The sequence below is a fragment of the Vibrio eleionomae genome (assembly GCF_009874545.1).
In the GTDB taxonomy this organism is placed as follows: Bacteria; Pseudomonadota; Gammaproteobacteria; order Enterobacterales; family Vibrionaceae; genus Vibrio; species Vibrio nitrifigilis.
In genome coordinates this window covers 26,620-50,123 of the sequence record NZ_WEKT01000012.1, presented here as the reverse complement: position 1 = coordinate 50,123, position 23,504 = coordinate 26,620, and the positions used below count along the sequence as shown (strand labels likewise).

Below are 23,504 nucleotides of genomic sequence, written 5' to 3'. Positions count from 1 at the left end.
CAATATGACAGATGTAATGACACACAGGGGCATCAACGTCGCCCCCAAAAGAGAGTCGCTTTGGAGCAAAGCGTTTCAGAAATTTCGCCACGATAAAATCGGCATGCTCAGTTTGACGGTGGTACTGATATTTTTTGTCATCGCTTTACTGGTATGGTGCGGCCTGATTGGTCAGCACTGGGATGAATTACTGGCCAACGGTCGCTTAGGGCCGAGTATGCAATACTGGTTTGGCACAACCATCAATGGCCAAGATATTTTACAACGCAGTTTATACAGCACCAAAACCGCCTTTCAAGTTGGTTTGAGTGTCGCCTTTTTCTCCATTATTTTAGGTGGTGGATTTGGTGCTCTGATGGGGTACTACTCCAACACTTGGTTAGATGAGTTTGTGCTGTGGTTGATGAACAGTATCGACTGTATTCCCTACTTCCTGTTAGTGGCCGCGATTGCGGTGGCTCTACAAGATAATCCTTACGCCATGCACATCGCGATGATCGTCGCTTTTTGGACCAGCACCGCTCGCGTCATTCGCGCTGAAGTGATCAAGCTAAAAAACATGGAATTTACCGAAGCTGCCCACTCACTGGGGGTGCCTACCTTGCGTATTATCTTCCGTCACCTGCTACCAAACACCTTGCACTTACTACTCGTTGATATGACTTTACTGTTTATTACCGCGATTAAAAGCGAAGTGATTCTGAGCTTTTTAGGCCTAGGGGTAAAAGACAGCATCAGTTGGGGTGTGATGATTGCCGAAGCGAGTACAGAGGTAACATCCGGTCACTTTTGTAACTTTTTTGCCGCCTCTATCCCGCTATTTATCTTGGTATTGGCATTCAATATGTTCTCAGACTCGCTCCAAGATGCCCTTGACCCACGGAAGGTAGCCTAATGAATCAAACGACTTTAACGCCGTTACTGGATGTAAAGAATCTGTGCGTAGAATTTAAAACGGACAAAGGTATCGCAAGAGCCATCAATGAAGTGAGCTTTAGCGTTTATCCCGGTGAAACGCTCGCGATAGTGGGCGAGTCAGGTTGTGGTAAGTCCGTCACATCACTGGCAGTGATGGGGCTCATACCTTCTCCGCCCGGAACGATTGCTGGTGGAAGCATTCAATTTCAGGGGCAAGAGCTTGTTGGCTTAACAGAAAAACAGTACCGTAACATTCGTGGCAATGACATATCCATGATTTTCCAAGAACCGATGACGGCGCTGAACCCAGTGCTGAAAATCAATACGCAAATGATCGATGTGCTGCGCAATCATAATGATATTTCTCGCAAAGAAGCAAAACAGCGTGCCATCGAAATGCTACGTACGGTCGGCATTCCCGCGCCAGAAAAACGCATCAACGACTATCCTCACCATCTCTCTGGAGGCATGCGTCAACGTGTGATGATTGCGATGGCCCTCTCCTGTCATCCGGCATTACTGCTCGCCGATGAACCAACGACAGCCCTTGATGTCACTATCCAGGCTCAAGTCATGCAAGAGATTGTGCGGCTTAAAGACGAAATGAATATGTCGGTGGTGCTAGTGACTCACGATCTTGGCGTTGTCGCAGAATCCTGTGATCGTGTGGTTGTGATGTATTGCGGCGAAGTGGTTGAACAAGGCTCTGTCGAAGCCATATTTGCCGCGCCACAACACCCTTATACGCGAGGATTACTGGCCTCCATTCCGGTCGTACGAGAAGAAAAAATTGCCCAATTACCCACTATCGAAGGCATGGTTCCCGATCTGTTTCATCTTCCGCGTGGCTGCCGTTTTGCTGACCGCTGTCCTAAGGCAAGCGATCAGTGTCAGGAACAATCGCCAACTCTGGAACACGTGGCATCGAGGCAGCCGTTAAACGATACGACGTTCTCACATCATCAAGTGGCGTGTTTTCATTTAGAGGAGAGCGTAGCATGAATACCGATACTGTTTTAGTTGACGTTAAACAACTCACAAAAACCTTTAACGTACGCAAAAAATCTCTGTTCAATCGCCAAGAATTATTACTCAAGGCTGTGGATAACGTAAGCTTTCAAATTAAACAGGGTCAAACATTGGGGCTTGTCGGTGAATCAGGTTGCGGCAAATCAACCCTAGGCCGCTGTCTTTTACGGCTGTTAGAGCCCTCAGGCGGTGAAGTGAATATCAACGGTCAAGATGTCGTACATCTCGGTGCAGATGAACTCAAACATAAACGGAAAGAGATGCAAATGATCTTCCAAGACCCGTTTGCCTCATTAAGTCCGCGAATGACCATCCATGATATTTTGCGCGAACCATTGGATATACACCGTATAGGTACTGAAGCGCAGCGTGAAGCCAAAATAGCAGAAGTGATGGAAATTGTCGGTTTACGCCCCGAGGCGCTGAACCGTTATCCTCACGAATTTTCCGGTGGCCAACGTCAACGGGTTGGAATCGCTCGGGCACTGATTCTTGAACCTAAATTTATCGTCGCTGATGAACCCGTTTCCGCGCTGGATGTGTCCGTTCAGGCACAGGTGCTCAATCTGATTGCAGATCTGCAACGCACTAAAGGTATTTCATTTCTGTTTATTGCTCATGATCTTGCGGTGGTGCAACATATTTGTGATGAAGTTGGAGTGATGTACTTAGGGCGTATGGTAGAGAAAGCGCCTGCCAATGAACTCTACAGCAACCCCAAACATCCCTATACGCAGGCGTTACTCGCATCAATCCCAATCCCAGATCCGACCAAGCGCAAACAGAAAACCTTACTACAAGGTGACGTCCCTTCCCCATTGGCTCCACCAAGCGGATGTACGTTTCGTACTCGTTGCCCTAAAGCCACCGAGCAATGCGCTAAGCATACGCCGCAATTAGCGACAAACGACGATAACCGTAACCATTGGGTTGCGTGTCACCTATACCAAAGTGACCTCAAGATGCAGGATTTAGAGCTCAATCAACCAGCCTAGCTCAATCATCAATTAGCTGCGGTCCAACTTCTTTGGACCGCTGGCTCTCAATGACACATCGTGTGAGCTTGATAAAAACCGCCGAATCACGCGAAGAAAGCCACTCGATAAGGGTAAATAGGGATTATGATAGGAAGCCGCATTTGAATCATAATCTTCTCCGACTGTTTTTAGCACATGATTCATTCCAGTAATACAATGATAAACGGCATTAGGCTGGGCTTCTTCTAACGCTAACCCATTTAACTCTCCGACTTCAATATCATGACTGCCATAAACAAGTAATAGAGGGACATTTAACCCTGCGACCATTTGCGAAGGCTCATGATGCATAATAGAAATAAGATACGGTTGCTGATTAACGCTAAATAAAGCTTCAAGCGCTTCAGGGACATTTGTCACCAATCTTCCTTGAGAGAGATGGTTCAACATCGTCTCAGCTTGGGTACGAAACGGGCGTGGAAACATAGAAACTTGTAGAGAAAGCAATTGATAGGTGTTAAGAGACGGAGCGGAAATAGCAATCACCTTTTTAACCATGGGCAACTGAGCGACCAATGTGGCGATCAGAGCCCCTTCCCCCTGACCCACTAATATGACATTACGTAGCTCAGAATAACGAGAAGCAATAAATTCCACCCATGATTTTGCATCTTGAAGTAAATCATCAAAACTCATCTGTTGATAATCCAGCTCATGAAAGCTACTTGCTCCTACACCGCGTTTATCATAACGCAGCGAAGCATACCCCATCGTTGCAAGTGCTTCAGCCAACCACTGCAAGCAATTGTGCTTATTATTTGGTTTATTACCATTACGATCGATATTGCCTGAATCAGGAAGGATTAAAGCAATTGAATCTGCATTCACTGGTACTATAAGTTCCCCATACAAATCACACGCTTGGTTCCTTATAGATACCTGATTCACAAACATAATAGGCGTCCACAGCAGTTAAATTGATATTAATACTGTAGCATAATAAATCCAAAGTTAGATAAATTACTCTAATTCAGTGAATCTACTCAATTTATTAATGTATTTCGATGTTAAGACGCGAGCTAGTCTAAGTTTGTTGTTCATGTTCCCGCGTAACCGACGCCTTGAGAACTTCTCACCCCCTTGTACCTTTATCGGCACAACTAAACACGTGTGTCCTTATAAAACTCCTAGCTCCTAAGCGCGTGTGTCCTTATAAAAATGGCTATTTTATTGTTTTTAACCAATGACTTGTAAAGAAAAACCGAATGGATGAGACACCCATTCGGTTAGATAAAGCCGTTAAACACGATTAAGCAAGATTGGCAAATGCGTAATCAATAGCGGTCACAATCTCATCCGCTTGTTCTTTGGACAAGGTTAACATTGGGCTCAAACATAACGTGTTGTTGTATTTGATAAACGAACGGTTAGTTCGGCCAATCATCACACCTTTTTGACAACAGAGAGCAACCAACTTCATGCACACACTCTCATCAACGGGCGTTTTTGTTACACGGTCTGTGACTAATTCCAAACCAATGAATAACCCTTCACCGCGAACATCGCCTATCAATGGGTATTTATCTTTAAGAGAGGTGAGTTGCGCTTTTAAGTAGCGCCCGACTGTGACACAGTTTTCCAGCAGTTGCTCTTCTTCAATGATCTTAAGATTTTCTAATGCAGCGGCTGGCCCTGCAGTACAACCACCAAAGGTACTGATGTCACGGAAATAGCTTTCACGCTCTTGAGGTTGATCGTTCAGTAACTGAAAGATTTCTTCTGTCACCACGGTGCAAGAGATCGGCGCATAAGCTGAGGCTAATCCTTTGGCAGTGGTCACAATATCAGGTTGAATATCAAAATGTTGATAACCAAACCATTTGCCTGTGCGCCCGATACCACATACCACCTCATCGATATGCAGCAAAATATCGTATTTGCGGCACAGCGCTTCAATGCCTTTCATGTAACCTTGAGGAGGAACAATCACACCACCGCCCGCAGTAATAGGCTCAAGTACAATTGCACCAATGGTTTCCGGGCCTTCAGTCAATATTACTTGCTCGACAGCGGCGACAGAAAGCTCAGCATAATTTTCAACATCACCATATTGTGAGCGATATTCACAACAGTGTGGAATTTCGACAAAACCGGGAGTGAATGGTCCGTATTGGTTACGGCGCTCTTCTTGGCCTGAAGAGCTTAAACAAGTAATCGTGGTTCCGTGGTAATCGCGATCGCGATATAAAATTTTATGTTTTTTACCGCTGTATTTCTTCTCAGCGATTTGCCGCACCATTTTGTATGCTTTTTCATTGGCTTCAGAACCAGAGTTAGAGTAATACACTCGGCTCATTCCAGGAAGAAAACTCAACAATTTATCTGCAAATTCTGCCGCAATAGGTGTGGCACCAGAACCGGCGTAGTAGTTGAGAGTGACCAACTGATCTCTTACTGCATCAGCAATTCGCGTTCGACCATAACCGACATTAACACACCATACACCACCAGCAACCGCATCGAGATAACGTTCGCCTTTATCGTTCCATAAATAGCTACCTTCACCCTTTATAAACATAGGTGCTGTATGATTCGCATGCTGCATCATATGGTGCCACACACATTGTTGGTCCTTTTCTACCGATTGGTCTATTGCGGCAATCGGTGCGACTGACGATAATTCCATTTCGTCATACTCCTCATTGATATCGAACGCGAAAATTTCACGTTAGAGCAATTTTATCCAACCGATTAGGTCCAGTTTTCAATATTTTTAGCACCACTTTTATACGTTACTTATTGCTTATATCAGCATAAGCAATGAGTAAATATGCGCATTTGGCACATATTGTGCTTTTACGTATAAAAACAAGAAGAATCGAGGGATTGATTTTGAAGAATGACCACCTAATTCACATTCAATTTTCTCCTGATAGAAGCCTCCAAGAACAGATCAGAGAACATCTACTGGAAAAAATTCATCAAGGGATCTTTGCGGATAAAGCGCTACCATCGTGTCGAAAGCTCGCACAAATGCTCAATGTATCACGCAATACTATCGTTTTAGTATATGAGCGATTAGTCGATGAAGGCTTTCTCGTTTCCCATCAACGCAGTGGCTTTTTTGCCAATCCGGAGATCGACGCATTACAAGTGCCACTCATTAAACTGGCAACCTGTGTGCACCAAAATGCACACAACGCACCAGATTGGGGCAAAAAGTTTAAATGTGACTTCAAAGGACAGCGTAGTCGAATTAAGTTAGAGAACTGGCAAGACTTCCCCTATCCATTTATTTATGGTCAACCGGATGAAAGCCTTTTCCCTGCTAGTCATTGGCGTGAATGTGGCCGCTTAGCTCAACGCACCAATGTTATAAAAGATTGGTTAGCGGATCACGTGGACGACGATGATCCAATGTTAATTAAGCAGTTACAAACAAATGTGTTGAGTAAACGCGGCATCATTGCAGAAAGCGACGAGATTTTATTAACGATAGGAACGCAAAATTCGTTGTTTATTTTGGCACAATTGCTTACTGATGCACAATCGACCGTGGGGATTGAAGACCCTGGTTATCCAGATGCCCGACATATTTTCTCAACCTTCCATGCAAAGGTTCAAGGGTTACGTATCGACCATGAAGGCATTGCTTTAACGCCCGAGTTAACAGGTTGCGACTATGTCTATGCAACACCAAGTCATCAAGTTCCGACTAATGTGACAATGTCACTAAAACGTAGAGAGGAGCTACTTGCTTATGCCGACAAACATGATTTTGTTGTCATCGAGGATGATTACGACAGCGAGATAAACATCAACCAAAAACCGCATCCTTCCTTAAAAAGTTTGGATAAAAATGGCCGTGTGATCTATGTTGGGAGTTTATCAAAATCGTTATCGCCAGGTTTACGTATCGGGTTTATGGTCGCCGACCGACAACTAATAAAACAAGCGCGCCAATTGCGCCGTTTAATGTTTCGTCATCCACCTTCCAATAACCAGCGCACCTGCGCTTTGTTTATCTCCTTGGGCTACTTTGATACCTATTTGGGCAAAATTAAGCGTGCTTATTGTGAGAAGTGGCAATGTTTGCGCCAAGCACTTGAAACCCACCTTCCTGAATGTATTACCTCAGATACATTAGGCGGAAGTGCCTTTTGGCTCCGCCTACCAGAAGGCGTATCAAGTAAACAAGTAGCAAAATTGGCCCGAGAGCAAGGCGTAATAGCAGAAGATGGCGACGTTCTTTTTATGAATCCAGAAAAGCTTACCCATCACTATATGCGCTTAGGGTTTGGATCGATCAAAGCCGAAAATATCGACGTTGGCATTCAAATATTGAGTCAAATTATTCGTCAACAGGCCAAAGAGAATGAGACGTTTTGGCTTTCATAGCATTACGTTTTTAATCATACATCACGGGATGTTGCCTTGCGCACATCCCGTATTTTTATCCTAATAACACCAATTCACCATAACCTAAACTGCTCAACTAAAGGACCCAGTATGACTTCGACAGTATTTATCACCGGCGCAACCTCTGGATTTGGTCGCGCTGCTGCTCATCGTTTTGCCAAAGCGGGGTGGAAACTGATTTTATGTGGACGCCGACAAGAGCGTTTAGATACGCTGCAACAGGAACTGAGCTCCCTAACAGACGTTTATACACATGTTCTAGATGTTCGTGACTCGACGGCTGTAAACGCTGTCGTTGAAGCACTTCCAAAGGATTTCTTACCTATTACTTCCCTGTTAAATAATGCAGGGTTAGCGTTAGCGCCACAAGCCGCACAAAACGTTGACCTTTCTGATTGGCACACCATGATAGATACCAACATCACCGGTTTAGTCAATGTGACTCATGCATTACTACCAAGTTTGATCGAAACAGGTGCAGGCGCGTCTATTATTAATGTCGGCTCGATCGCGGGCCAATGGCCCTATCCGGGTAGTCATGTTTACGGTGCATCAAAAGCATTCGTTCAGCAATTTAGCTACAACTTACGCTGTGATTTACTTGGCACCGGTGTACGAGTGACGGATTTGGCACCTGGATTGGCTGAAACCGAATTTACCTTGGTGCGAACAAAAGGCGATCAAGCCGCCTCTGATGCACTTTATGAAGGAGCAAACGCCTTATCTGCTGACGATATAGCAGAACAGATGTTCTATCTCGCAACGTTGCCACCCCATGTCTGTATCAACCGTTTAGAGATCATGCCAACCACGCAAGCTTGGTCGCCATTTACGGTAAAACGTCAGTCATAATGACTTGAAACATCCAGAAGGGTGAGGCGTTATCGCCTCATCCCTCTCATAGAACCGTACGTACGAACATCGTATACGGCTATTGTGGGTTCAACATCGTCTCAGCTTGTTATTCATATTCCCGCGTAATCTATACCTTGAGTATTTCTGACACTGTTGTAACCTTTTCGGCACAGCTAAACACGTGTGTCCTTATAAAATTCCTCCTTATAAAATTCCAGTACGGTTAAAGCCCCTTGTTGTAGGGGCTTTAAAGATTAGCGAAGAACTAGGCGCTTTCCACCTGATATGCAGGAAAATCAATGTAACCATGGCTATCGCCACCGTAAAAGATAGCGCGGTCGGCTTCTACTAATGGCCAATTGTTTTGCATTCGTTCCACTAAGTCTGGGTTTCCGATATAAGGGCGACCAAAAGCGACCATGTCAACATCACCACTTTGGATATACTCTTCCGCTGTTTCTTTAGTAAACCCGCCCGCAATCATGATGATGCCTTTGTAGTGTTGACGGAATTTAGTCGTAAATCCTTTCGGAATGGTAAACGCATCACCAATGGTGCCTTGTTCACTTAGGTGAACGTACGCTAAATTGCGTTTGTTTAGCTCATCACCCAAAGCTAACCAAGTCTCTTCTTCACCTTCGAACGCCGGCATATCGCTAAAGCGGCCAAATGGAGCTATACGAATAGCGGTTTTGTCTGAACCAATGGCCGCAGCAATGTCATCGACAACTTCGAGTGTCAAACGCAGACGGTTTTCAATGGTTTGACCGCCGTATTGGTCATCACGGGTGTTCAAACCCGCATTGATAAACTGCTCTAACAGATAACCGTTTGCACCGTGAATTTCGACGCCATCAAAACCGGCACGAATCGCATTTTTTGCCGCATTAACATAGTCTTGTTTGATGGCTTCTATGCCTTCTGGTGTTAATGCTGTTGGCTCTGATACGTCAACTTTGCCCGGGTTATCCTGTTCATCATAAGCAAAACAGGTGCCTTTTGCTTTCACAGCCACAGAGCTCACTGGAGCTTGGTTGTTGGGTTGCAGTGAGGTGTGCGACATGCGGCCTACGTGCCAAATTTGAATGAAGATTTTGCCACCTTTGGCGTGCACGGCTTGAGTGGTTTTTTGCCAACCTTGCACTTGTTCTTCACTGTAAATACCTGGAATGAAGAGGAAACCTTGACCTTGTTTGGAGATTTGTGAGCCCTCTGTAATCAACAGTCCCGCAGAAGCGCGCTGCGCAAAATAGGTCGCGGTATCGTCGTCGGCAGCATCAAATGGGTTATTGACTCGAGCGCGGGTCATCGGCGCCATAGCAATACGGTTATTGAGCTCAAGTTTTCCCATCGTTATTGGAGAGAACAATTTCATCATGTTATTTCCGCTTTTATTGCAAAGTGTGTAAATGATGTTGACACATCATCGGTTTGATTCTGACTCAGAGAGAGCAACATGAGCAGGGAACTATGTGCTATCTCTTTGTAATGATTGCAACAATATCCACAATTATCGTGTAAAGATAAACCCGCTAAAAGTTGATTGACTGTGGAATAAAATTCCATAAAAGAGGTGTAAATAAAGAATTAATGAGGTTTAACGACAGAATATTTACAAAGCATGCGCAGCATGGCCATGTTTGAACGACTAGTTCATCATTGTTACATATTGTTACACAACAATGTCTTGGTTAAATCAATTAGGCAACAATCTTGGATTATCAAGATAACGACTTACATGATGCCCCCTTAAGCTAGTCATATCTTAACGGACTGCAGTCAACACGTTGAGATACGTTCTAGTTCATCAATCGATAAGGAATCATCATGCAACGACGAATTAAAGGATGGCTACTGACTAGCGTAGCTATGCTATTTAGCATCACCGCCACTCAGGCGCTAGCAGCTGAACAATCACTTTACACTGCTGAAAACCAAGGCGAGTTTGAAGGTCCTGCCGAGTACTTCTCAGGAAAAGTTCATGTCAAAATGGCTTTCCCAGCTAACGAAATCGCTCATTACTCTGGCGCATTCGTTACCTTCGATAAAGGGGCCAGAACCGCTTGGCACTCTCATCCCGCAGGTCAGCATATGATCGTCACTCAAGGTACGGCACTGACAGTAACCAGAGATGATAAAGTTGTTAAATTCCGTTCAGGTGAAGCCGTTTGGTGTCCACCAGGTATTGATCACTGGCACGGAGCGACTCCTGATGCTTCTATGACACATTTTGTCGTGACCGCATCCGATGAAAAAGGCCAAAATGTGGTTTGGAAAGAAAAAGTTTCAGACAAAGAGTATCGAGCGGCTGCGCAAACCAAGATCCATTGATTTGGAATTTTAGGCAATGATCAAGGATGATTGGATATTAACCAATTCATTAGTTATTCGTAATATACCCACATCGACGGATACATCCGATATAGATTTATCCAATAATAATGCCTTGATAACGGCACTATAGGTCGCCAGTGATGAGCATCCACCATCACACCAAAAGGCTGATAACTCATCAAACAAGAAGAGTGTGACAATGCAATTAGATTTCTCTTACTACAACCCAACCACCATTCACTTTGGTAAAGACTCACTAGCAAAACTCAAAGAAGAAGCACCTAAATTCGGTGAGACCGTGATGTTGGTTTATGGTCGTAACGCAATCAAAGCGAATGGTCTGTACGACAAAGTTGTCGCTATCCTAGAAGAAGCGGGCAAAAAAGTCGTTGAACTGTCTGGTGTTATGCCTAACCCAACTCTAGAAAAAATGCGCGAAGGCGTAAAAATCGTTCGTGAAAACAACGTTAGCCTGATTCTTGCTGTCGGTGGCGGTTCTGTTATTGACTGTGCGAAAGGCATTTCTGTTTCTGCTTACTGTGAAGATCAAGACCCGTTTGTAAAATACTGGTGTGAATTCAAAGACGTTGATAATGAAGTGGTTCCAGTTGCTTCTATCCTTACCATGGTAGGTACGGGTTCAGAAATGAACGGTGGTTCAGTTATCACTAACGAAGAGACCAAATACAAAGCAGGTCGTGTTTTCCCTGCACACGTATTCCCTAAATTCTCTATCCTAAACCCAGAGTACACATTCACTGTTTCTCAATACCAAATGGTCAGCGGTGTATTCGATACCATGTCTCACCTGATGGAACAGTACTTCTCTGATAAAGGCGCGAACACCACCGATTACGTAATCGAAAGTCTGCTTAAATCTTCAATCGACAACCTACGTGTTGCGCTAAAAGATCCACAAGACTACGAAGCTCGTTCTAACCTAATGTGGAATGCGACCTTAGCATTGAACACATTAACTGGTCTGTCTAAATCACAAGACTGGCAAGTACACATGATTGAACACCAATTAGGTGCTTATACTGACTGTGCTCACGGTATGGGTCTAGCGGCGATTTCTCTGCCTTACTACCGCCTAATCTACAAATTTGGCCTAGAAAAATTCGTTCGCTTCGCGACTCAAGTTTGGGGTGTTTCTGCACAAGGTAAAACAGACGAAGAGATCGCTCTTGCGGGTATCGATGCACTAGAAGCCTTTACTAAAGAGTGTGGCATTGTGACGTCTCTAGAAGAACTGGGCGCAACGAAAGAAATGCTGCCTAAGATTGCAGAATCCACCATCATTCTTGGTGGCGGTTACCACGCAATCACTACACAAGAAATTCAACAAGTACTGGAAGCGTGTTTTTAAGCCTGACATGGTCAGATAAAACCGCAATGTACTTAGGTCGATAAAATCAAAAGCCAGCAAATGTAATATTGCTGGCTTTTCTTTTCTAATAGAACAAAGTTGGCAGGAAGCGCTAAATGCTCACTCATTTTCGCCTCCTATTGGGCATTGCCCAGATATGACTCAGCCATGAGATAAGCGCTGCAATAGCACCCAATGAAGCAATCGCCACCATCATATCCGTCGTAAAGATACGATCACATTGTTCGTAGAAACTCCCTTCACCTTCAAATGCTAATAATCCCGCTGCGACAAAAAGAATACCGTACAAGCACAGCGTAAAGATCACTCCAGATTTCAACGCATTAAAGAGCGCCCCCAACTGAGTTATCAGTGGCATTTTTTCATGCTGAGTACTGACTGTTGGCTTGTCGTTTTTTCGATTAATCAACTCATTCTTAAGAGATTTAAACCATGTGTTAGCGTACCTAGTCATACTAAAAACTCTCCAAAAGAGGGCCAAAACAGATCGCTTTTTAGCGTTGTCATCACAGATAGTGAAAGGAAGTAACGTAAGGTATTGAGCTATAAAACTGATTTAACCATAGCCTATGAACACGTTATTGATAGTTAACTAGTTCGCTTTTTATAAGAAAAGACCACAGAGATAAGCCACTTATGACATTAGTATTAAAAGTAAGAAGAGCTCGAGCGCCATACACCCATAATCCGCTATCGATCTCTAAGCTGCTGCTAATTAAAGAGATAAAGACTCTTGAAAATAGTCCGCCAAATAGTCAATAAACGCTCTGGTAGTGGATGAAAGATGCTTACGCGAGGAGTACAGCGCGTAGATCTGTAAGTCATTGGGTTTCCACTCGGGAAGAATGTGTACTAATTGTCCCGACGCTAGCTCGTTTGCCACCAAATAAGTGGGCTGTAAAGAGATGCCTATCCCTTCACAGGCGGCTTGCCTTAACACCGTCGCTTCATTTGCTGATAACCTTGGTTTTATCTCAATCGCTTCATACTGTTCGCCATTGGTTAAATGCCATGTATGACGTTCAAAATGTTTGTAACCCAAACAAGAGTGCCGTAACAAATCAGTTGGCTTTTCAACGGGATCTGCGTGATTGAGATACTCAGGTGAAGCCACCAGCAAGGAGCGACATGTGCCAATCGGTTTACCGATAAGCGAGCGGTCTGGATTAGAGGCAATACGAATGGATAAATCGATCTGCTGCTCAACCAGATCGTTATGAGAGTCATCAACAAATATCTCGATGTTAATCTCAGGATGCAACTGCATAAAATGTTTGGTTGCTGGCACCAACTGCGCAAAACCAAACGACATACTGGTCGAAACTTTAATCTGCCCTGATAACAGGGTCGCATCTCCAACCACATCAGTAAGCGCTTCGCCCACATTCAACCAATTCTCGATTTTCTCAAGGTTCTGTTGCCCCACCTTTGTTAGCGTGACTCGTCTGGTGGTACGGTGCAATAAGCGCATTTGCAACCAGTTTTCCAGCGCTTCGACATAGCGCGTCACCATCGGACGAGACATATTTAATCGGTCTGCGGTATCGGTAAAGCTACCAGAATGTGCTACGTCTACAAAAACCTTGGCGGCAGTTAATCTATCCATCTTATTTGTACGATTGAAGAAACACTATTGTCTATATTGATATATTTATCTGAGCGAATCAATTTTCTATAGTAGTGACATAACGCAGCAACTAAAACAGGTGTCCAAGCCCAAAGCACAACACTGCGAGCGTATCGATCTTAAGGAGAAAACAAGATGAATGAAGTCCATTATTTTTATGACCCTATGTGTGGCTGGTGTTACGGCGCGACCTCGTTGATTCAGGCCATTGCCGAACATCCACAATTTACCTTGGTGTATCACCCTGGCGGGATGATCGAAAGAAAAGCGCTTACCGAGGGCTTTAAGCAGCATGTTCTGCTGGCCGATCCCCGCATCGCCGCTTTGACTGGGGCATCTTTCGGTGAAGCTTACATTGAGCGCTTAAAAAGCAAGCAGCCTTTCATTTTGGATTCCTACTTACCGATTCGCGCCATCTCGGTCGCACAATCGATGGGTATCGAAGCATATAAAATGATCAAAACCATTCAAACGGCTCATTATCAAGAAGGTTTGGTGGTGTCTGATGAAGAAACCCTCACTTTACTGGCACAGCGCTTTGGGCTGGATGAAGTTGTATGGCAACGCAAAATGCAAGAGAGCGCCGACCACATTGAGCTAGAGATAATAGATAGCCATGAATTGATGGCACACTGGTCTGTCTCTGGTTACCCGACTTTAATTGCCAATATCAACAATCAATTCATTAAATTGCCTCACGAGCAATTCTATGGAAAACAAGAGCAGTGGCATCAGCTTTTGGATTCGCTGGTGAAATAATCCGACGCCAATGCCTTAGGGCATTGGCCATTTAGCAGCTCGCTAAAAAACTACATTCGATACACAGACGTCGCCTTTTCTGCGTCAGCGACTAAAGCATCAATCACCACTCGTTGTCTTGGTTTTAAATATCGAGAACGGGGCCAAACCGCATGGATTGGCATTTCTGCACCAGCAAAATCATCCAATACCGTCACCAAAGCCCCCGTCGCAAGATGGTCTTTTATAAGCCAAGTAGGCAGCTGAGACAGTCCCATACCTTCCAGCACCGCCGACAACATCGCGTCACCATCAGTAAAGCTGTATCGCCCACGGATCACTTGCGAGAAGCCCTCGCCATTACGCCGTTTAAATAACCACGCGGGTTGATTGCTTCTCTGACTACCCAAAATGCAATCATGCCCAGAGAGTTCGTTGACCGATTGCGGTGTACCTTTGCGTTTGAGGTATTCGGGGCTGGCACAGACCACAAGTCGTTGGCGACCTAAACATCTTGCGACCAAATCGGCATCATCTTCTAAAGCACCAATGCGTACCACTAAGTCGACCCCTTCATCCACTAAGTTAATACGACGCTCACTAAATGCCACGGCCAAATCTAACTGAGGATAGGTTTTGCTCAACTCCAACAACACCGGCATCACATGACGACGCCCGAATGCGGCAGGCAGATGTACATTCAGTCGCCCAGAGACTTTAATACTCCCCGCGACGACCCCTTGCTCTAGGCTTTCGATTTCATCCAAAATCGCAATCCAACCATCGAAATAACGCTGACCTTCGGGAGTGGGTGTCAAACTGCGCGTGGTGCGATGCAATAATTTAGTTCCTAATTTCTGCTCCAAGCGAGTCACGCTTTTACCGACGGCAGAGCCTGTCAAACCAAGCTTCTCTCCCGCTGACGTAAACGAGCCAGTTCTTAAGGTTTCAACGTATTCAATCACGCCAGAGAATTGGGTTTCATTTAATTTCATTACAGAACCACAGGACTAAATAAATGGAAATTAAACTCCATTATCATTTTTAAACAAAATAATACAATAGTCATGTTCAAGATTTATCGGTTTACCAATGTCTATCACACCAATGATGTTAGATGGCCATTTCATACGATAAATCGTTCACTTTTATAGATGAGGTATAGGTCATGACCAATAACACACAACGAATCAATGCGTTACTTGATCGCGAAGAGATCCGCCAACTGCGTCTACGTTACAGCCAACTGTTAGACAGCGGTCAAGCAGAGAAAATGGATGAAGTCTTTATCGAAGATGCCGAAGTCAAAGTGACTGTCGGATCGATGAAAGGGATTGAAGAAATCAAACAAAGCCTCAAAGACGCTTACCATCTGTTTGATACCAAAAAACGTCAGCATTTCCCTTTTGTCCATGCCGTGACAAACCACACCATTACTTTGGTCGATGAAGATCATGCCCATGGTAGCTGCTACCTATTGGACTTTGTGACTGACCGTGAACAAGCACAGCACCCATTCCTTTTATTAGGTCATTATGTGGATCAATATGTTCGTGTGAATGGCGAATGGCGTATTGCTCATAGCGAGCTAGACGTGGTTTGGCCGGAACAATAAACACATTAAGCGAGTCACCTTCATGAATGATAATAATAGGGTACTGCCACGCAGTTTTACCCGAGTGTTTGCCGATAACAAGCTATCGATAGGACTGCTCACCCCTATCGAAGCGTATCCTAACTCGCCATTTCCAACGCTGAATGATCATCAACAGCTTGCTAAATCCGCCGAAGATGCCGGGTTTGCAAGTATCTGGCTACGGGACGTTCCGTTTTACGACCCAAACTTTGGTGATGCAGCACAGCTTCTCGATCCGTTTGTGTATGCGGGATATTTAAGTGCCTTGACCAAAGAGATTACCTTAGGAACGGCAGGCATCGTATTGCCATTACGCGATCCAATTTCGGTTGCGAAACAAGCGGCTTCTGTCGATATGCTAACCAATGGACGTTTCGTTTTGGGCTTATCCACGGGAGACCGTCCGACAGAATACCCAGCGTTCGGCGTGGAGTTTGAACAGCGTGCAGAACGTTATCGGGATTCAATCGAGATGATTCAATGTCTGCATACAGAGCATTATCCGCGAATGAATAGTCAGTTTTACGGTAACTTAACCGGAAACCTAGACCTTCATCCCAAACCGGTTCATGGGCGAATTCCAATGATGGCCGTAGGACGTTCACGCCAACCAATCGAGTGGCTAGCTCAAAATATGGATGCTTGGATTTGGTCTGTCGATGATGAACGTGCGATCCAAGAGATCAACGCTTCATTAAAAATAGCGGCTGAGGATAAAACCCCACCCAAATATGGCTACGCGACCTTTTTTGATTTGGCCGACAATCCGGACGCACCTTACCAACGTTTTTACAACGTGGTGCGAATTGGTCGTCATGCGCTCATTGAACGCCTGCTGAAACATCAAGAGTTAGGAGTCAGCCATGTGGCTCTTAATCTCAAACCGTCGCAGCGCAGTGCACAGTCGGTGATTGATGAAATGGGAACACACGTGTTACCCGCACTTAAGCGTGGTTAAACGCGACAAGGCAACTAACGGGAGTGGCAAGTCACTACTCCCGTCACAACGCTATCAGGCGGCGTTAACTTGCTCTCTACCCACCTGCAATACCTTCATCACTTCTAATGAGTGGTCAAGATAGCGATAACATCCTTCCAAGTCGTTCTCTTTGAACATGTGGTTAAAGTCCTCGAATTCGCAAACCATATGGTTCTCTGCATAATTCACGTTGAAAGTTTGTACTTCCTCACCTTTCAAGCAGAGTTCAAACGAAGCAGCCACATTCGGAATGCCTTTGATCGCCAAATAGCCCTTGTCGCCTTGAACCACAAAACGCCCTTCACTGTCGGAATCTTTTGCACCCGCACAGATTGAGATTGCCTGCTCGTGTTGCATCATCATCACACCCGACATATCGATACCGTTGAATCCACGATTAAACGTATATTGAATCGAGGTTGGCGCACCTAACATGAAGCAAGCCAAGTGGATGTTATAAATATTAATGTCGTATAACGAACCACCCGATGCTTTCGGATCAAAAGCAGGATGGACTTCCCCTTTCAGATAGCTTGCATAACGACTTGAAAGTTGAGAGTAATTACCTTGAACCAATTTAATATCGCCAATCAGCGGCAATTTTTCCTTAAATAGCTTCACGTTAGGTGAATGAATATTCGTAATGGCTTCGAACAAAAACAGTCCTTTCTGTTTTGCTAACTCAGTCAATGTCTTGAGTTCATCTACTGTGGTGGTAAATGGCTTTTCACACACGACATGTTTGCCTGCGTTCAGGGCTTGAAGCGCATAGTCAAAGTGCATATTGTTAGGAATGCCTATATAGATAAAATCAATCTGGCTATCCGTCAGCATGCTTGCGTAATCGGTATACAGTTTGTTAATCGCATATTGATCACACAGCTGTTGCCCTTTGGCTTTACTCGCTTCGCGAACGCACAACGCTTCACACACTACGTCATCGATTTGTGCCAAAGCATCCAAACACATGTTGACGATGTTACCTGCCCCTACCACACCTATACGCATAAAAACTTACCTTCACTTACATTCACGAATACGTTAAGTGCCAATATCCAACATCTTAAGGCATAAGTCAATGTAATCTATTAATACCACTTACAAACCAGTATAAAGATAAAAATAGTGCACAATCACTTACAAAACCTTATGATAATCTGCAAAGATAAGTGATGAGTAACCAGCAATGACCCAAGACGAGCGTTTAATCGAACTAGCAACCTATATTCGTAATCACGGTAAAGTGACCTTAGAGTTTATCTGTGAACACTTTAATATATCCTACGACTCCGCCCGTCGTGATTTAGTGAAGTTAGGATCTCAGCCGGGAATTTTGCGTATTCGTGGTGGAGCGATTCTTAACGAAAGCAAAAGCTATCTCTCCTTTTCTCAACGTAGTGAACCCGACCCTGGCAAACAACAACTGGCTGAATTTGGCGCTTCTTTAATAGAAAAAAATGACGTCGTCTTTTTGGATGCTGGGACAACTAATAGCTTACTAGCCAGTTTTCTTGACGTGGAATCGAGTGTCATCACTAACTCACTGGAATGTGTGACCGAACTGACCAACAAAACGCAAATTCGCAAATGCGTACTCGGTGGTGGATTTGATGATTACTCTCACACCATTTTAGGTGAAATGACGATTGAACATATCCGTAAATATCGTGCCAACCGCGCGTTTATTGGCGTTAGCGCGCTCTCGGACGCAGGGATAACCACCAATAGCGAGATGGATGCACGGCTTAAACTCGCCATGGCAGAGCAATCGACTCAAGTGATCTGTATTAGTACATCGGCTAAGTTCAATACCCAGCTAATGTATCAATCTTGTGGTTGGGAGCAGATAGATTGCCTAATCGTCGACAAAAAACCGCCCCAAAATCTGCTTGAACAAATTGAACAACATGACGTGGAATTGATTATGCTGGACGAAATAGCATCGTAGCCAACACTGAATTCACACTATCCATCCGGCCTCGTAAACCGATTGAGATTCATAGCGAAGGGCTAGCAAATGCAAGCCCTTTCATCGTTATAGATTCAACTTGCCAACCAACTCGCCCATGCTCACCAGCACATGCTGCCTCAATTACCGCGTTCAAAGCCAGTAAGTTCGTTTGTTCAGCAATGCCTTTTACCTGAGTACTTAAGCTCACAACTTCTCGAATTAGGCTATTCAACTTAGAAACAAAACTGTTAAATTCTAACTTGCCATTGGGATTGTCTTTCCCTTATTCAGGGTGACTCCGCTTTATTTCAAGTGGACGACTTTTCCAGCTTTGCTGGGCCAAACAAAAAACCGCCAAGTGAAGTCACACTTGGCGGTTTTTACTCAATCAAATTTAAGCGAAAGACGTTAAGAACTGTCTGACCCGATCCGATTTTGGATTATTAAAGAATTCTTCTGGTGGTGCTTTCTCAATCAATTTGCCTTTTTCCAGGAACACCACTTGATCGGAGACAGCACGAGCAAAATCCATTTCATGCGTCACCACAACCATGGTATAGCCTTCCTGAGACAACTGTTTCATCACACCAAGAACTTCACCCACCCTTTCTGGGTCAAGTGCAGACGTCGGTTCATCAAATAGTAGGACGTCAGGGCTAAGTGCCAAAGAACGCGCAATAGCGACACGCTGTTTTTGACCACCAGACAACGTTATAGGATAGACGTCTTTCTTATCCAACATCCCTACTTTTTCCAGCTGAGTCAGAGCGACTTTTTCTGCTTCTGGCTTTTTCATATGTTTCACTTTCAACAGCGGCAGCATCACATTGTGTAAAATGTCTAAATGTGGCCACAAATTGAAGTTCTGGAATACCATGCCTACTCGTTCACGTATTTTGGCTAGTTGTTTATTAGACATCGGCAAGTTATCTTCATCGCGAACACCAATGCGCTCGTCACCCACATAAATTTTGCCTTTGTCTGGTGTCTCAAGCCAGTTCATACACCGTAATAACGTTGATTTACCTGAACCTGAAGAGCCGAGGATACTCACTACATCACCGCGATTAACGGTTAGGTTGATATCTCGCAATACTTCAATACCATCAAATTGTTTTGAAAGTTTTTGTACTTCAATTGCAGAGTCGTTATGCATGATAAAATCCTTTTTTCTTACCAATCAGTCCAAGTAATTTAATGCCGTTTTCTATCGCTAGGCCAACAATCCAGTAAAGCAGAATAGCAACGAGGAATGCCTTGAACGGTATAAAGTAAGTTGACTGAACACTATTCGCCGATGCGGTAATTTCCTGTACCGTAATAATACAGAGGAATGCTGTATCTTTGAGCGTAATAATCAACTGGTTGCCCAGTAGAGGTAGTGCGTTAAGCACTACATTGGGTAAAACAATGTAGAAAAAGGTTTGGTGATGACGAAATCCGTGTGCATGTGCAGCTTCAATCAAACCTTTAGACATCACCAAACGTTGGCCTCGGAGAATCTCACAAAAGTAGGCTCCATGGTAAACAATCAGTGACACCAAACCTGCGGTTTCCGCTTCCATACGAAAACCAAATTGACCTAATCCGTAATACAATAAGTACGCAAGGATTAGAAATGGCAATGTACGCATAAATGTCATGAAAAAACGTACACCGCGACTTAAATATGGAATTTCAGCATCTAAAATATAAAGCAATAATATGCCGAAGAAAAAGCCAATGACGGCCGCAATACCAAATAGATACAGAGTCTCTTCAAACCCTTGTAGGAAAAGATCCCTAGCATTCCATATTTCTGCCCATTCATTCATTTGACTCTCCTTACATCGCTAAACGGCGAGCTTTAATTTCGGCAACTGATTGTGCTTTCACTAGCAGGCCAACGATAATCATATAAATCAAGCCAGCCCCTAAGATTGGATACAGTGGTTCATAGGTCACTGAAGAAATCCGGTTGGTTACACGAGTTAGATCGACTAAGCCGATAATAGCGACGGCTGGGCTACCTTTAATCAGGAAAGACATTTCATTCACTAAAGGAGGCAAACTTACCGAGATAATTTGAGGTAACATGACATGGCGGAAAAAAGTCCATTCCGTCATACCACAGGCAAACGCTGCTTCTTTTTGATCTTTTGAGAAGTTACGAATTGCAGAGCGCCAGATTTCGGCATTGAATGCTGCCGTATTTAATGCCAAAGACATAATGGCGGCAACGGTAACATTAAGTTGTAATCCTAACGCCGGCATGGCAAGAAAAATAAACAAAACTAATGTTACTAATGGGGTGGAACGAGCAATACTGATATATAGAGCCAGTAATTGGTCGATAATAGGAATTTTCTTCTGACGAACAATGGCAATCAACAACCCTAGTGATACTCCGATAATAATCGCGACACCGGAAATCCAAACTGTTGTCACAGCACCTTTCAATAATAGAATCCAAGCACTCAAATCCATCTAGTCGTGCTCCTTATTTTTGTTCTGATATTCCGGCCCAAGGGCTGAGCCGGATGGTTTTCTTGATATGATTGACGTGATCGAGACTTACTTAAGGCCGGCTAACTTGTGGTATTCAGCCACGTTAGTAATCGGTTGAGCTGGAACGTCGTGGAACTCTTGTCCAAACCATTTTTTCTGTAGTGTGTACAGTTTGCCAGTTTGTTTAAGATGCTCGACGAATCCATCTAGGAATTTCAAAAGTTCTGGGCTGTTTTTAGGAACAGGCCAGGAGACAAAACCTTTTCCGGAAACCGGTAGACCTTTTTCAAACACGTCCGGACGTTTGTTCACTAAGTCATTGATAGAAATCAATGCGTTGATAACATAGTCTAAACGGCCATTAGCTAAATCGGCATAAGCTTCTGGGTAAGATTGGTATTGCACCACTTTACCCAATTTAAGGCCTTTTTCTTTTAACATATCTTCAAGTTCAGGAAGACGAGCTAACAGTGCGCTACCCGCTTGAATACCTAGAGTTTTACCTGCTAAATCTTCAATTTTATCAAGGCTGTCATCACCTTTACGTTTGACAAAGTAGTTTTGCGCAGTCGCAAGAGGGTTTACAAAGTTAAATACGTTCAAACGTTGATCGGTGACATTCGCGCCAGTAATCGCAGCGTCATATTGACCTGATGAAACGGCAGCAAGCAGACCTGTCCATGGCATAATGCTTTGTTGTACTTTAAAGCCTTTGTCCTTGGCATACACTTTTAACTCATCAAGCATGTCTTTGTTAAAACCGTCAGGTTTACCGTCATTCATGAAGTTAAATGGTGCGTAGTTATCTTCAGTTGCGACTTTTAATACGCCACTTTCCTTGATCTGGGGAAGATCATTGGCGTGTGCAGCGAAGCTACCTAATGCAAGAGAGAGAAGAGTTAATTGGCCTATACGTTTAAGCTGTTGATTTACTAATTTCATAACCACCTCCTGTGGACCTTATCCTTATGTCATGAATGCTCATAACAATTAGTATTACTAAACAACATGCTTTCACTATTACTGACAGGAGAAGATTGGCATAGAGCCAAAAAAAAATGAAATTAAGGCCAATCATCTCTTCTATGGGGCCAGTGTTAAAAAATAGGGCCAGAAGGATATTAATCATACAAGACAAGAAGTTAGTTAATGTGTCTCAAAAGATTGATTCGATGTGAAGTGTAACTCAACCCCGTATAAGGGCTAAACGCGGCTATGCTATACAGGCTGCTATTAAATGCCAACTGTTGTATATCAGTAATGATCTAACCTCCCATTATTAGGGGAGTTGATAATGCTCTGGACGCTGTATCTTGGTCTCATTTGCGTAGACAGGAATTAACGCATCATTAAGGTGTGGTAATAACACATGACATTAATCATCTCAATTGCAAATGCCAAACCCAGTAATAGGCCAAACAGTTTTCTGCAGTTCGGCCAGAAAAGCGTACTGCTCGACAACAATGTGTAAAAATACCCGCACATTGCTGACTTCAATGTGAGGGTATTTGATAGATTACGGAGGATTTATGTTGACGTTATTACGCTAGATTACCGAATAAATTAGGCCGCTAATTTCACATAATGATAGGTATAGGTAATACTCATAGAAGATTTCAACATACGACACACATGACATTGATGTTCGATCGAGTTTTCTATTACCTCTGTCACCATCGTTTCATTGACTCCAGTACCTTTAATGACAAAGTGTAAATTCACACTATCGTATACACGTGGCTCTGTGTCCGTCAGCTTGTAAGACATTGTGGTCTTCAAACCAAACAGTTCTGCGCCTCTAGCACGCAACTCTGCTACTACATCACTAGCGCAACAACTACCCAATGAAGAAAGTAGTACATCCGTTGGACTCGGTGCCTTTTCGCTATTGGCATCAATCGTAAAAGTAAAATTTTGATCAGTCACGACATCAAATTGGTAGTCTTTTTGCCACTCGACGCTAACGCTCATATTAGCCATCTCCTAGGGTTATTTACACTGCTAAATGCTGCAACTAATGAATACACCTGACGACAGGTTCAACATACAACATTATCCCCTCTTAAGAGGGAGATTATAAAAATTCAGCACACCACATCTAACCATTAACTGCTTAGCAGATAAAAAGTCCCTATTTAAAATTTGAACTTTTTGTCTGATATGG

At 43.8% G+C, this 23,504-nt stretch carries 24 protein-coding genes; 11 read left to right on the top strand and 13 right to left on the bottom strand.

The genetic code is table 11. The features are described from left to right. Window positions 1-4 precede the first annotated feature (4 nt). Genes F9817_RS09040 through F9817_RS09030 form a run of 3 tightly spaced genes read left to right on the top strand, consistent with a single transcriptional unit; the run spans window position 5 to window position 2,942 of the window. Window positions 5-895: an ABC transporter permease gene (locus tag F9817_RS09040; protein ID WP_161154648.1), complete on the top strand. Its 891-nt coding sequence runs from the start codon at window positions 5-7 to the stop codon at window positions 893-895. Further along, entirely contained in the window at window positions 895-1,920 is a 1,026-nt protein-coding gene (locus tag F9817_RS09035; protein ID WP_161154646.1) for an ABC transporter ATP-binding protein, read from the top strand. The genes F9817_RS09040 and F9817_RS09035 overlap by 1 nt, the downstream gene beginning before the upstream one ends. Then, window positions 1,917-2,942, top strand: coding sequence for an ABC transporter ATP-binding protein (locus F9817_RS09030; RefSeq protein ID WP_161154644.1), 1,026 nt, complete (start codon window positions 1,917-1,919; stop codon window positions 2,940-2,942). Before F9817_RS09035 ends, F9817_RS09030 begins: the two co-directional genes overlap by 4 nt. 12 nt (window positions 2,943-2,954) lie before the next feature. Here the strand turns inward: F9817_RS09030 and F9817_RS09025 are convergent, their stop codons facing one another. Together F9817_RS09025 and F9817_RS09020 are read right to left on the bottom strand one after the other, a co-directional pair. Continuing rightward, on the bottom strand, window positions 2,955-3,812 hold the full coding sequence (locus F9817_RS09025) for an alpha/beta hydrolase (protein WP_161154642.1): 858 nt from the start codon (window positions 3,810-3,812) through the stop codon (window positions 2,955-2,957). Between the two features lie 421 nt (window positions 3,813-4,233). After that, on the bottom strand, window positions 4,234-5,610 hold the full coding sequence (locus F9817_RS09020; protein ID WP_161154640.1) for an aminotransferase family protein: 1,377 nt from the start codon (window positions 5,608-5,610) through the stop codon (window positions 4,234-4,236). A 206-nt stretch (window positions 5,611-5,816) separates the two neighbouring features. On the opposite strand from F9817_RS09020, the gene pdxR reads away from it, so the two are divergent. Together pdxR and F9817_RS09010 are read left to right on the top strand one after the other, a co-directional pair. Further along, window positions 5,817-7,322 carry a MocR-like pyridoxine biosynthesis transcription factor PdxR gene (gene pdxR, locus F9817_RS09015; protein ID WP_202436405.1) on the top strand — a complete coding sequence of 502 codons (1,506 nt, stop codon included), beginning with the start codon at window positions 5,817-5,819 and terminating at the stop codon, window positions 7,320-7,322. Window positions 7,323-7,433: 111 nt separating this feature from the next. After that, window positions 7,434-8,195 (top strand): SDR family NAD(P)-dependent oxidoreductase, encoded by a 762-nt coding sequence (locus F9817_RS09010; RefSeq protein WP_161154636.1) that lies wholly within the window; start codon window positions 7,434-7,436, stop codon window positions 8,193-8,195. Between the two features lie 268 nt (window positions 8,196-8,463). On the opposite strand, the gene F9817_RS09005 is transcribed toward F9817_RS09010, so the two are convergent. Continuing rightward, entirely contained in the window at window positions 8,464-9,576 is a 1,113-nt protein-coding gene (locus F9817_RS09005) for an alkene reductase (RefSeq protein WP_161154635.1), read from the bottom strand. Between the two features lie 449 nt (window positions 9,577-10,025). Between F9817_RS09005 and F9817_RS09000 the strand changes: the two genes are divergently transcribed. Then, window positions 10,026-10,529, top strand: a complete 504-nt coding sequence (locus F9817_RS09000; RefSeq protein ID WP_161154634.1) for a (R)-mandelonitrile lyase — start codon at window positions 10,026-10,028, stop codon at window positions 10,527-10,529. A gap of 202 nt (window positions 10,530-10,731) precedes the next feature. Beyond that, entirely contained in the window at window positions 10,732-11,901 is a 1,170-nt protein-coding gene (locus F9817_RS08995) for an iron-containing alcohol dehydrogenase (protein ID WP_161154633.1), read from the top strand. A gap of 124 nt (window positions 11,902-12,025) precedes the next feature. Here F9817_RS08995 and F9817_RS08990 read toward each other — a convergent pair whose 3' ends face one another. Together F9817_RS08990 and F9817_RS08985 are read right to left on the bottom strand one after the other, a co-directional pair. Continuing rightward, the gene (locus F9817_RS08990) at window positions 12,026-12,376 is read right to left on the bottom strand and encodes a hypothetical protein (RefSeq protein WP_161154632.1); all 351 of its coding nucleotides are present in this window, start codon (window positions 12,374-12,376) and stop codon (window positions 12,026-12,028) included. A 261-nt stretch (window positions 12,377-12,637) separates the two neighbouring features. Continuing rightward, window positions 12,638-13,528, bottom strand: coding sequence for a LysR family transcriptional regulator (locus F9817_RS08985; RefSeq protein WP_161154631.1), 891 nt, complete (start codon window positions 13,526-13,528; stop codon window positions 12,638-12,640). A 156-nt stretch (window positions 13,529-13,684) separates the two neighbouring features. Here F9817_RS08985 and F9817_RS08980 point away from each other — a divergent pair, with 156 nt between their 5' ends. After that, window positions 13,685-14,308, top strand: coding sequence for a DsbA family protein (locus F9817_RS08980; protein ID WP_161154630.1), 624 nt, complete (start codon window positions 13,685-13,687; stop codon window positions 14,306-14,308). Between the two features lie 50 nt (window positions 14,309-14,358). Here the strand turns inward: F9817_RS08980 and F9817_RS08975 are convergent, their stop codons facing one another. Continuing rightward, window positions 14,359-15,282: a LysR family transcriptional regulator gene (locus F9817_RS08975; protein ID WP_161154629.1), complete on the bottom strand. Its 924-nt coding sequence runs from the start codon at window positions 15,280-15,282 to the stop codon at window positions 14,359-14,361. Between the two features lie 173 nt (window positions 15,283-15,455). Between F9817_RS08975 and F9817_RS08970 the strand changes: the two genes are divergently transcribed. Then, window positions 15,456-15,902 carry a nuclear transport factor 2 family protein gene (locus tag F9817_RS08970; RefSeq protein WP_161154628.1) on the top strand — a complete coding sequence of 149 codons (447 nt, stop codon included), beginning with the start codon at window positions 15,456-15,458 and terminating at the stop codon, window positions 15,900-15,902. Between the two features lie 22 nt (window positions 15,903-15,924). After that, the gene (locus F9817_RS08965; protein ID WP_161154627.1) at window positions 15,925-16,881 is read left to right on the top strand and encodes an LLM class oxidoreductase; all 957 of its coding nucleotides are present in this window, start codon (window positions 15,925-15,927) and stop codon (window positions 16,879-16,881) included. 54 nt (window positions 16,882-16,935) lie between these two features. Here the strand turns inward: F9817_RS08965 and F9817_RS08960 are convergent, their stop codons facing one another. Continuing rightward, a complete protein-coding gene (locus F9817_RS08960) occupies window positions 16,936-17,910 on the bottom strand; it encodes a Gfo/Idh/MocA family protein (protein ID WP_161154626.1) in 975 nt (324 codons plus the stop codon). A 178-nt stretch (window positions 17,911-18,088) separates the two neighbouring features. Between F9817_RS08960 and F9817_RS08955 the strand changes: the two genes are divergently transcribed. Then, window positions 18,089-18,850 (top strand): DeoR/GlpR family DNA-binding transcription regulator, encoded by a 762-nt coding sequence (locus F9817_RS08955; RefSeq protein WP_161154625.1) that lies wholly within the window; start codon window positions 18,089-18,091, stop codon window positions 18,848-18,850. Between the two features lie 49 nt (window positions 18,851-18,899). Here the strand turns inward: F9817_RS08955 and F9817_RS08950 are convergent, their stop codons facing one another. The 6 genes from F9817_RS08950 to F9817_RS08925 form a co-directional block, all read right to left on the bottom strand. Continuing rightward, window positions 18,900-19,061, bottom strand: a complete 162-nt coding sequence (locus F9817_RS08950; protein WP_345789720.1) for a methyl-accepting chemotaxis protein — start codon at window positions 19,059-19,061, stop codon at window positions 18,900-18,902. 186 nt (window positions 19,062-19,247) lie between these two features. Next, window positions 19,248-20,009, bottom strand: coding sequence for an amino acid ABC transporter ATP-binding protein (locus tag F9817_RS08945; RefSeq protein WP_161154623.1), 762 nt, complete (start codon window positions 20,007-20,009; stop codon window positions 19,248-19,250). Next, complete coding sequence (locus tag F9817_RS08940; protein ID WP_161154622.1) at window positions 20,002-20,667, bottom strand: amino acid ABC transporter permease; 666 nt, start codon at window positions 20,665-20,667, stop codon at window positions 20,002-20,004. Before F9817_RS08940 ends, F9817_RS08945 begins: the two co-directional genes overlap by 8 nt. 10 nt (window positions 20,668-20,677) lie before the next feature. After that, window positions 20,678-21,319, bottom strand: coding sequence for an amino acid ABC transporter permease (locus F9817_RS08935; protein ID WP_161154621.1), 642 nt, complete (start codon window positions 21,317-21,319; stop codon window positions 20,678-20,680). Between the two features lie 87 nt (window positions 21,320-21,406). Continuing rightward, window positions 21,407-22,282: a transporter substrate-binding domain-containing protein gene (locus F9817_RS08930; RefSeq protein ID WP_161154620.1), complete on the bottom strand. Its 876-nt coding sequence runs from the start codon at window positions 22,280-22,282 to the stop codon at window positions 21,407-21,409. 621 nt (window positions 22,283-22,903) lie between these two features. Then, on the bottom strand, window positions 22,904-23,311 hold the full coding sequence (locus F9817_RS08925) for an OsmC family protein (protein WP_161154619.1): 408 nt from the start codon (window positions 23,309-23,311) through the stop codon (window positions 22,904-22,906). Between the last annotated feature and the right edge of the window lie 193 nt (window positions 23,312-23,504).